The sequence below is a fragment of the Priestia sp. P5_B4 genome, from assembly GCF_056400385.1.
Window position 1 is genome coordinate 1 of sequence record NZ_JBFULJ010000128.1, and the last position, 8,065, is coordinate 8,065.

Annotated in this window: 9 protein-coding genes; 4 read left to right on the plus strand and 5 right to left on the minus strand. The window is 37.7% G+C overall.

The features are described from left to right. On the minus strand, positions 1–808 hold an 808-nt coding region (locus tag AC1DRF_RS12440; protein WP_477740849.1), incomplete at its 3' end, for a cation:dicarboxylate symporter family transporter. Positions 809–953: 145 nt separating this feature from the next. After that, positions 954–2,012, minus strand: a complete 1,059-nt coding sequence (locus AC1DRF_RS12445; protein WP_155660575.1) for a DctP family TRAP transporter solute-binding subunit — start codon at positions 2,010–2,012, stop codon at positions 954–956. Between the two features lie 108 nt (positions 2,013–2,120). On the opposite strand from AC1DRF_RS12445, the gene AC1DRF_RS12450 reads away from it, so the two are divergent. The 4 genes from AC1DRF_RS12450 to gdh all read left to right on the plus strand — a co-directional run bounded on the left by AC1DRF_RS12450 (position 2,121) and on the right by gdh (position 6,271). After that, positions 2,121–3,689 carry an ATP-binding protein gene (locus AC1DRF_RS12450; RefSeq protein ID WP_075421270.1) on the plus strand — a complete coding sequence of 523 codons (1,569 nt, stop codon included), beginning with the start codon at positions 2,121–2,123 and terminating at the stop codon, positions 3,687–3,689. A gap of 12 nt (positions 3,690–3,701) precedes the next feature. Beyond that, a complete protein-coding gene (locus AC1DRF_RS12455; RefSeq protein WP_043980293.1) occupies positions 3,702–4,388 on the plus strand; it encodes a response regulator in 687 nt (228 codons plus the stop codon). Between the two features lie 219 nt (positions 4,389–4,607). After that, complete coding sequence (locus tag AC1DRF_RS12460; RefSeq protein WP_028407570.1) at positions 4,608–5,468, plus strand: RhaT/GlcU family sugar-proton symporter; 861 nt, start codon at positions 4,608–4,610, stop codon at positions 5,466–5,468. A gap of 17 nt (positions 5,469–5,485) precedes the next feature. Further along, on the plus strand, positions 5,486–6,271 hold the full coding sequence (gdh, locus tag AC1DRF_RS12465; RefSeq protein WP_043980290.1) for a glucose 1-dehydrogenase: 786 nt from the start codon (positions 5,486–5,488) through the stop codon (positions 6,269–6,271). Positions 6,272–6,303: 32 nt separating this feature from the next. On the opposite strand, the gene AC1DRF_RS12470 is transcribed toward gdh, so the two are convergent. From AC1DRF_RS12470 to AC1DRF_RS12480, 3 genes are all read right to left on the minus strand, one after another. Next, the gene (locus AC1DRF_RS12470) at positions 6,304–6,882 is read right to left on the minus strand and encodes a ferric reductase-like transmembrane domain-containing protein (protein ID WP_074679069.1); all 579 of its coding nucleotides are present in this window, start codon (positions 6,880–6,882) and stop codon (positions 6,304–6,306) included. Continuing rightward, positions 6,857–7,780 (minus strand): FAD:protein FMN transferase, encoded by a 924-nt coding sequence (locus AC1DRF_RS12475; RefSeq protein WP_477740850.1) that lies wholly within the window; start codon positions 7,778–7,780, stop codon positions 6,857–6,859. The genes AC1DRF_RS12470 and AC1DRF_RS12475 overlap by 26 nt, the downstream gene beginning before the upstream one ends. Before the next feature lie 12 nt (positions 7,781–7,792). Further along, positions 7,793–8,065 (minus strand): hypothetical protein (locus AC1DRF_RS12480; protein ID WP_477740851.1); only part of this gene is annotated, 273 nt, incomplete at its 5' end.

Here is an 8,065-nt window from a genome sequence, read left to right on the forward strand (position 1 = left end):
ATTCCGAAGAAGACGTACCTAATACAAGTAGAATTTCTTCTTTAATAAAAGCAATGAATTTAAAAATATTAAATCCATAAATCTTAGCAATGGTTCCAAGTACAAATACAATAAATAAGAACATAGTAATGTAAACAGATCCCATTAAGAAACCGAGTTTTTGAAGAGAGCCTATTCCAAAGTTACCGATCGTATAAGCCATCGCTCCAAACGCCGCAATAGGTGAAAGTTTCATAATCATATTAACAATTCCAAAGAAAATATCTGTACAGCGTTCAAAGAATGTAATGACAGGAGCCGCTTTTTCGCCGAGTGTAGCTGTAGCCATTCCAAATAGTACGGCAAAGAATAAGATTGGCAATAATTCACCATTTGCCATCGCCCCAAATACGCTGTCTGGAATAATTCCCATGATAAACTCCATAAAGCCATGCTCCGCTTCAGCTGCTTGCTGCGTATATTGAGTAACATCAGCTCCGCTTGCACCATTGATATTAAAGCCAGCCCCAGGTTTGATAAAGTTTACAACGATAATTCCAATTGCTAAGGCAAAAGTAGTGACAATCTCAAAGTATAAAAGAGCTTTACCTCCAATTCGTCCCACTTTCTTTAAATCTCCCATGCTTCCGATACCGATGACCACTGTTAAGAAAATAATTGGGGCAATCACCATCTTAATTAATTTAATGAAGATATCAGCCAATACTTTTAATTTAGCTCCAAATTCAGGAAACATGAAGCCAATTGCAATACCAAGAAGGATACCGATAACAACTTGAACAGTTAGATTTTTAAAACTTAATTTCATACGTAATGCTCCTTTCGAGAGTATTTTTGTTAACGCTTACATTATTCTTATCCTTATATTAACTGATAATTTTAACTATTTATATTTCTGGTGATAATGTTCTTTTTGGTCATTTTGGTCAAAAAAAGTGTTGACTATATAGTCATCACTTTTTGCTTTCGATATTTTTTATTTGTTGAATGATATCAAGCGTTTGTTTTGTTGCATTGTTTTCAAACGATTGATAAAGAGAGTTAAACTGTTTTTTCCATTCGGCTTTTTGTAAATCATTTAAGTAATAAACGCGCATGCCAGATTTATTTTTTATTTGCTGCAGCTGTTCATCGTTCATCATTTTTGATTGAGTCCAAATCCAGTTAGTTGTTTCTACCATTGCATCACTTAATAGTTGTTTTACATCTTCAGGGAGGCTGTCCCAATACTTTTCATCCATTAAAACAGCGTAGCCCAAGTATCCATGGTTGCTGATGGTCATATATTTTTGCAGCTCGTACAAACGTTTTGAATAAATATTAGAAATGGTATTTTCCTGTCCATCAAATTCCTGTCGTTCAAGGGATTGATATACTTTATTAAACGAGACAGCCTGAGGCTTGGCGCCAAGAAGTTCGAATTGTTTTTTGATTACTTCACTTGGCATAATGCGAAACGTTTGACCTTGAAAATCTGCTGGATAGAGCAAAGGCTTCGTATTGCTAGTCATTTGTTTAAAGCCGTTGCTCCATAAAGCAAGCCCTTTAATGTTTTTCTCTTGCAGCGTACTCAACAAATCCTGTCCGATTTTACCGGTAAACACTTGTTTTGCCTCGCTGTAATCATCGAAAATGAAGGGAAGATCAAAAAGTTGCCACGTAGGGGAGAGGTCGCTTAGCTTGGAAATGGAAGGTGCAATCATTTGTACATCATTTCGGCGAAGGGCGGCAAGTTCTTCGTCGTCTGAATACAATACACCGTTTGAATATACTTCAATTTTAACTTTACCATCCGATTTTTGATTAACGATTTCAGCAAATTTTTGAGCGGCTAAGCCTTTTGGAGTGTTTTCAGCTACCACATGGCTAAAATTAATCACAATTTGCTTATTTAATCCTTTTTGCTCATCGTCATGATACACATTATCCTGATTTATAACCGTATACTGCAAAAAAACATAGATCATCAAGAAAACGCTGACAATTATACTTGCCCCTATAAACATCTTCAAAATGTCCAACCCCGCGATTCAATAATTTTTCTCTACAAATATTCTAACACGCAATTTCTCAACGTGGTAAAATTAAAATAAACTTCAATCAGCAGTAGGTGTTCCGCTATGATGCGCTTATCGATGCAAACGAAAATGACGGGGTTAATCTTTTTTATCGTGGCCTTTTCGTTGTTTTTAGCAAGTATCGTGGTGATTAATAATTTTGTACAGTCAAAAGAAAATGATTTAGAGCAAAGGGCTTTAATCACTTCGAGAACAGTTGCTGAAATGCCTGAAATTCGAGAAAAAATTGAAAAAGATAGTAAGAACATTAATCAAATTGTAGAGCCGATTCGCATTATTCACGGTGCTTATTATGTAGTAGTTATGAATATGAATCATGAACGTTTGTCTCACCCTTTGCAAAGCATGATTGGAAAAATCTCTAAAGGAGATGATGAGGGACAGGCGTTTGCAGAACATACCTATACCGATAAAGCAAAAGGAGAAGGCGGAATGGTCATTCGCTCTTTTGTGCCCGTTGTAAACGATCAGCATGAACAAGTAGGAGTGGTTGTCTCAGGCTATCTTCTTCCGAAATTTACAGAGGTCATTTTAAGTTTAAAAAAAGAAATCTTTCTGATCTCAGGTCTTGCTCTTTTTTTTGGAGGATGGGGAGCGTGGGCGCTTGCATCTCGTATCAAAAAAGAGATGTTTGAGCTTGAACCTCATGAAATTGCTCGTTTGTTCGTAGAACGAACGGAGACCTTTAATGCCATGCATGAAGGAGTCATTGCCATTGATAAAGAGGAGAACATCACTATTTTTAATCATAAAGCGAAAATTATGATGGATGTACCCGATGAAGTAATTGGAAAAAAGATCTATGATGTGATTCCAGATACAAGGCTTCCAGAAATTCTGCAGCTTAATCAGCCTGTTTATAATCGAGAGCTTCAAGTTCGAAATTTGAATATTTTAAGCAATCGTGTGCCGATTAAAGTTAATAATCACACAGTCGGTGCGGTCGCTATTTTTCAAGACAGAACGGAAGTTAAAAAATTAGCTGAAGAGTTAACAGGAGTTAAATCATTTGTAAGCGCTCTTAGAGTTCAAAACCATGAATACATGAATAAACTTCATACGATTGCAGGGCTTATCCAACTTGGAAATAAAGACAAGGCTCTTCAGTATGTTTTTCAAGTGTCTGAACAGCAAGAAGAGCTCACCCAATTTCTTCATAAGCATATTAAAGATGAAAGTATATCGGGATTGCTGTTGAGCAAAGTCAGCCGTGCCAAAGAACTTGGAATTGAGTTAGCTATCGATCGCCACAGCGAGCTTCACTCATTTCCTCCTTACTTAGATCATCATGATTTTGTGATTATTATTGGTAACTTAATTGAGAACGCTTTTGATTCGTATCAACATATGGAGCGTCGTGAACGGAAGATCTATATAAGTATGGAACAAAATGACGGCATTCTTTCTATATTAGTTGAAGATAACGGGTGTGGTATGAATGAGGATCAAGTAGCGAGAATCTTTGATGAAGGTTTTTCAACCAAAGCAAAGGAAAATAGAGGAATTGGCTTGCATTTAGTAAAACAAATTGTTGAAAAAGGAAACGGTCAGATCGAAGTAGAGTCAGAATTAGATGTTGGAACGACTTTTATCATTACATTCTTTTTATAGGGGGAGTGGGAAATGAATAAAAAAGAATGGACCGTGCTTCTCATAGAAGACGATCCTATGGTACAAGAAGTGAACCGCCAATTTATTGAACAAGTTGAAGGGTTCATCGTCATCGCTGCAGCTTCGAATGGTTTAGAGGGGGTACAGCTCATTAAAAAACATCAGCCTGATTTAACGATTATTGATATGTATATGCCTAGTCAAGATGGCTTAACTACCTTACAGCAAATTCGAGCAAATGGCTATAAAACAGACGTGATAGCAGTTACGGCTGCAAGTGATATTGAAACCGTACGCAAAGTTCTTCAATATGGCGCTGTTGATTATATTATGAAACCGTTCAAGTTTGAACGAATGAAGCAAGCACTTGAGCAGTATCGTTCGTTTCAAGTTAAAATAAGTCAAAAAGAACATATTACTCAGTCTGAATTAGATTCTATGCTGTTTCAGCAATTCGAAGAAAAAGCCGATTTGCTTCCCAAAGGGCTAAATGCGGTTACGCTAAGGAGGATACAACAATATCTTTCGGAACAAAATCATCCAATTTCTGCTGAAGAAGTAGCGGACGGTGTAGGAATTGCGCGTGTTACAGCAAGAAGGTATTTAGAGTTTTTAGAACAGGAAAACGAGCTGAAATTATCAGTTGAATACGGCAGAGTGGGGAGACCTATTAATCGCTATATGTTAAAAATAAATTAAATGATACAGAACAGCTTTTATTTGGAAAAGCTGTTTTTTTGCGTTAGAAAGTATATCTTTTTCTCTCCTAGAACAAATTAAGGTATACAGTTTTCGCTATCCAAAGAATATTTCGTGCGGTCATTAATTCATAAAATGTCCCTGAAAAAGGATTAATGGCGGAAAAATTGGGGAATATGCACTTTGACATTTAATTTTAGCACAGGAAGGTTTTGAAACATGGACATATTTTTAGCTGTCTTACCAGCCATATTTTGGGGAAGTATTGTGCTTTTTAATGTGAAACTAGGCGGAGGACCTTATAGTCAAACGCTTGGAACCACATTGGGAGCTTTGATTTTCTCCATCGGTATTTATATTTTTGTACACCCTACGCTTACACCTTTAATCTTTGGGGTTGGAGTTGTATCGGGGCTATTTTGGGCAGTTGGACAAAGTAATCAGCTGAAAAGTATTGATTTAATTGGAGTTTCTAAAACGATGCCTATTTCAACTGGGCTTCAGTTAGTTTCCACTTCATTATTTGGAGTAATTGTGTTTCACGAGTGGTCTACAAAAACTTCAATCATTCTTGGTGTGCTAGCTCTTATCTTTATTATTGTAGGGATTGTTTTAGCATCACTTCAAAGCAAAGAAGAGAAAGAGGCTGAAGAAGGAAAAGGAAACTTCAAAAAAGGAATTGTTATTTTATTAATTTCAACCGTTGGTTATTTAGTTTATGTTGTAGTAGCCCGTCTATTTAATGTAGACGGATGGTCGGCTTTATTACCTCAAGCGATTGGTATGGTTATTGGAGGAGTATTGCTGACGTTTAAGCATAAGCCATTTAATAAATATGCAATTCGCAACATTATCCCAGGTCTTATTTGGGCCGCTGGTAATATGTTTTTATTCATCTCACAACCTAAAGTAGGCGTAGCGACAAGCTTTTCGCTTTCCCAAATGGGAATCGTCATTTCAACATTAGGCGGGATCATTATTTTAGGTGAGAAGAAAACGAAGCGTCAGCTAGTTGGGATTATTATTGGAATTATACTGATCATCATAGCAGGAGTCATGTTAGGGCTCGCCAAAAGCTAACTAGGAGGGTATTAACAATGTATAAAGATTTAGAAGGAAAAGTAGTTGTCATAACAGGTTCATCTACCGGTTTGGGAAAATCAATGGCGATTCGTTTTGCGACAGAAAAAGCCAAGGTAGTTGTGAATTATCGTTCGAAAGAAGAAGAAGCTAACAGCGTTTTAGAAGAAATTAAAAAAGTTGGCGGAGAGGCAATTGCCGTTAAAGGTGACGTAACAGTTGAGTCTGACGTGATCAATTTAGTTCAATCTGCTATTAAAGAATTTGGAAAGTTAGATGTTATGATTAATAACGCAGGAATGGAAAATCCGGTTTCATCTCATGAAATGTCTTTAAGCGATTGGAATAAAGTCATTGATACGAACTTAACGGGAGCATTTTTAGGCAGCCGTGAAGCGATTAAATATTTTGTGGAAAATGATATTAAGGGAACAGTTATTAACATGTCGAGTGTTCACGAGAAAATTCCTTGGCCATTATTTGTTCATTACGCAGCAAGTAAAGGCGGAATGAAGCTTATGACCGAAACACTTGCATTAGAATACGCTCCAAAAGGTATTCGTGTAAATAACATTGGACCGGGAGCGATTAATACACCGATTAACGCTGAGAAATTCGCTGATCCTGAGCAGCGTGCAGATGTAGAAAGCATGATTCCAATGGGATACATTGGAGAGCCGGAAGAAATTGCAGCGGTTGCTGCATGGCTAGCTTCTTCAGAGGCAAGTTATGTAACAGGGATTACACTCTTTGCTGACGGTGGTATGACACAGTACCCATCATTCCAAGCAGGACGCGGATAAGAAAAAACGCACTCTATGATAGAGTGCGTTTTTTAGTTTTCCTGAGCTTTTTTTTGGTTCTTAGGAGCTGACTGGTGTTGAAGTCGTAAAAAAAGCAAAATCAAAACGATGCAGCCAGTGATGCTGTACATCCCAAGAATAAGCGGTTGCTGTGTATCTGTTCCAGAAGTAATACCGTGATACAGTGCGAGCAAATAGCCTGGAAAAGCAAGAAAATGAATGGCTTTCCATGTTTTTCTCCCCAGCTGTTTTATAAAATCGGATGTGATAATCAGTACGAATAAAATGTAGAGTGAAATAGTACCAAGACCTGTGCTAATTGGTTTGTAATCGGAAGTGAACGGAATTAAAATGTCAGAAAGTGAAAAATGAATCGATTGATCAAATGATAAAACAAGTCCGTGAATCATGCCAAATAATAATCCGAACCACCCTGATGATTGATGAACCAGCAAAAGCTGTTTTTTTCGTTTTGGTTTAAAAAATGAAAAGCTGTGAGAAATGCCAGCGGCAACCGATACAAACATGAGCAAATAAGAAGTTAAGCCGGCTGCCCGAATGGTATTCCAAACGGGAAAGTGGGCACTAAATTGCGCGAGGAGAGTAGCCATAATGGTATACCTGACCTTTCACATTTTTGTCGATTAACACTTCGCCTTCTTTTGTAACCGCAATTACCTCTAAAGAAGGGTGATGCATTTTAGCTAATCTTAATCCGGCGTCCCATCCAAGAATAAGCATGCATTTTGCATAGACTTCAGAAACGGTCAAGTCTTCTGAAACAACCGTTACTTGCAGAAGCTCTGATGAACTAGGCTTGCTGATTCTGCCATCAATAATATGATGGTGAGTGTGTCCGTTTACTTTCCACAATCGCTTGCCCACACTGCTTGTGGCAATGCCGCTGTTGCTCTTTACTTTAATACTCATGAGATTTTTTGATAAATCAAATGGATGAGAGAGCGCAATAGACCAGTGCTTGCTAGCAGGCCCCCACGTTACAATATCACCGCCTCCATCGATTGCACCAAGTGAAGTTCCTTTTTTCTTTAATTGATTCGCCATTTGCTGAATGCTCCAACCTTTTGCGATTCCGCCTAAATCCAGACCGACATTAGAAGCAAGCTGAATACTTCTCATTCCTTTGTGAATCATAATAGGGTTAACAGCATCAAAAGCTGCTACTTCTTGAGGAAGCTGATTGTTAGGCAGTTGTTCAAAGCTTTGGTCATATCCTAGAGTTTGAATAGAGTGATACAGAAATGGGTTGAAAATCCCGTTTGTCTCATTGTGATAGTAAGAGGCTGTTTTTACAGCTTCATACAACATTTTTGACGGTAAAAATAATCTTCCGTTCAGCGAATTAAGCTGTGAAAGCTCGCTTGTTGGAAGAAAGCGGCTTAGGGTTTCTTCTACAAGATAACACCAGCTCTCCACTTTTTGGCTGACAAGTGTTTCAAGCTCATATACATTAAATTCGGTATTCATTGCTTTAAATGAGTAGCTCATTATATCACATCCTTAAGAAGGTCTTGATTGCATAGAAGAATCATCGTTATTGCCCCAATTATCCTGACTATTTCCAGCATCATCATTAGACCACTGATCTTGCTGGCTACTTGAATCATCGTCTGACCACTGATCACTTTGCTCACTAGAACTGTCATTTGACCATTGATCTTGCCCGTTAGTTCCATTGTTCGTATTGGAATCAGATCCTGAATCTGGAAATAGCTCCGTCTCATCTTCCGTTTGAGTTTGAGATGAATTATCGGCTGATGCATCGTTATTTAG

Bases quoted from the DNA above. Each gene is read 5' to 3' on its own strand.
- AC1DRF_RS12450 (WP_075421270.1), top strand. From the start codon at position 2,121: ATGATGCGCTTATCGATGCAAACGAAAATGACGGGGTTAATCTTTTTT.
- AC1DRF_RS12455 (WP_043980293.1), top strand. From the start codon at position 3,702: ATGAATAAAAAAGAATGGACCGTGCTTCTCATAGAAGACGATCCTATG.
- AC1DRF_RS12460 (WP_028407570.1), top strand. From the start codon at position 4,608: ATGGACATATTTTTAGCTGTCTTACCAGCCATATTTTGGGGAAGTATT.
- gdh (WP_043980290.1), top strand. From the start codon at position 5,486: ATGTATAAAGATTTAGAAGGAAAAGTAGTTGTCATAACAGGTTCATCT.
- AC1DRF_RS12470 (WP_074679069.1), bottom strand. From the start codon at position 6,882: ATGGCTACTCTCCTCGCGCAATTTAGTGCCCACTTTCCCGTTTGGAAT.
- AC1DRF_RS12475 (WP_477740850.1), bottom strand. From the start codon at position 7,780: ATGAGCTACTCATTTAAAGCAATGAATACCGAATTTAATGTATATGAG.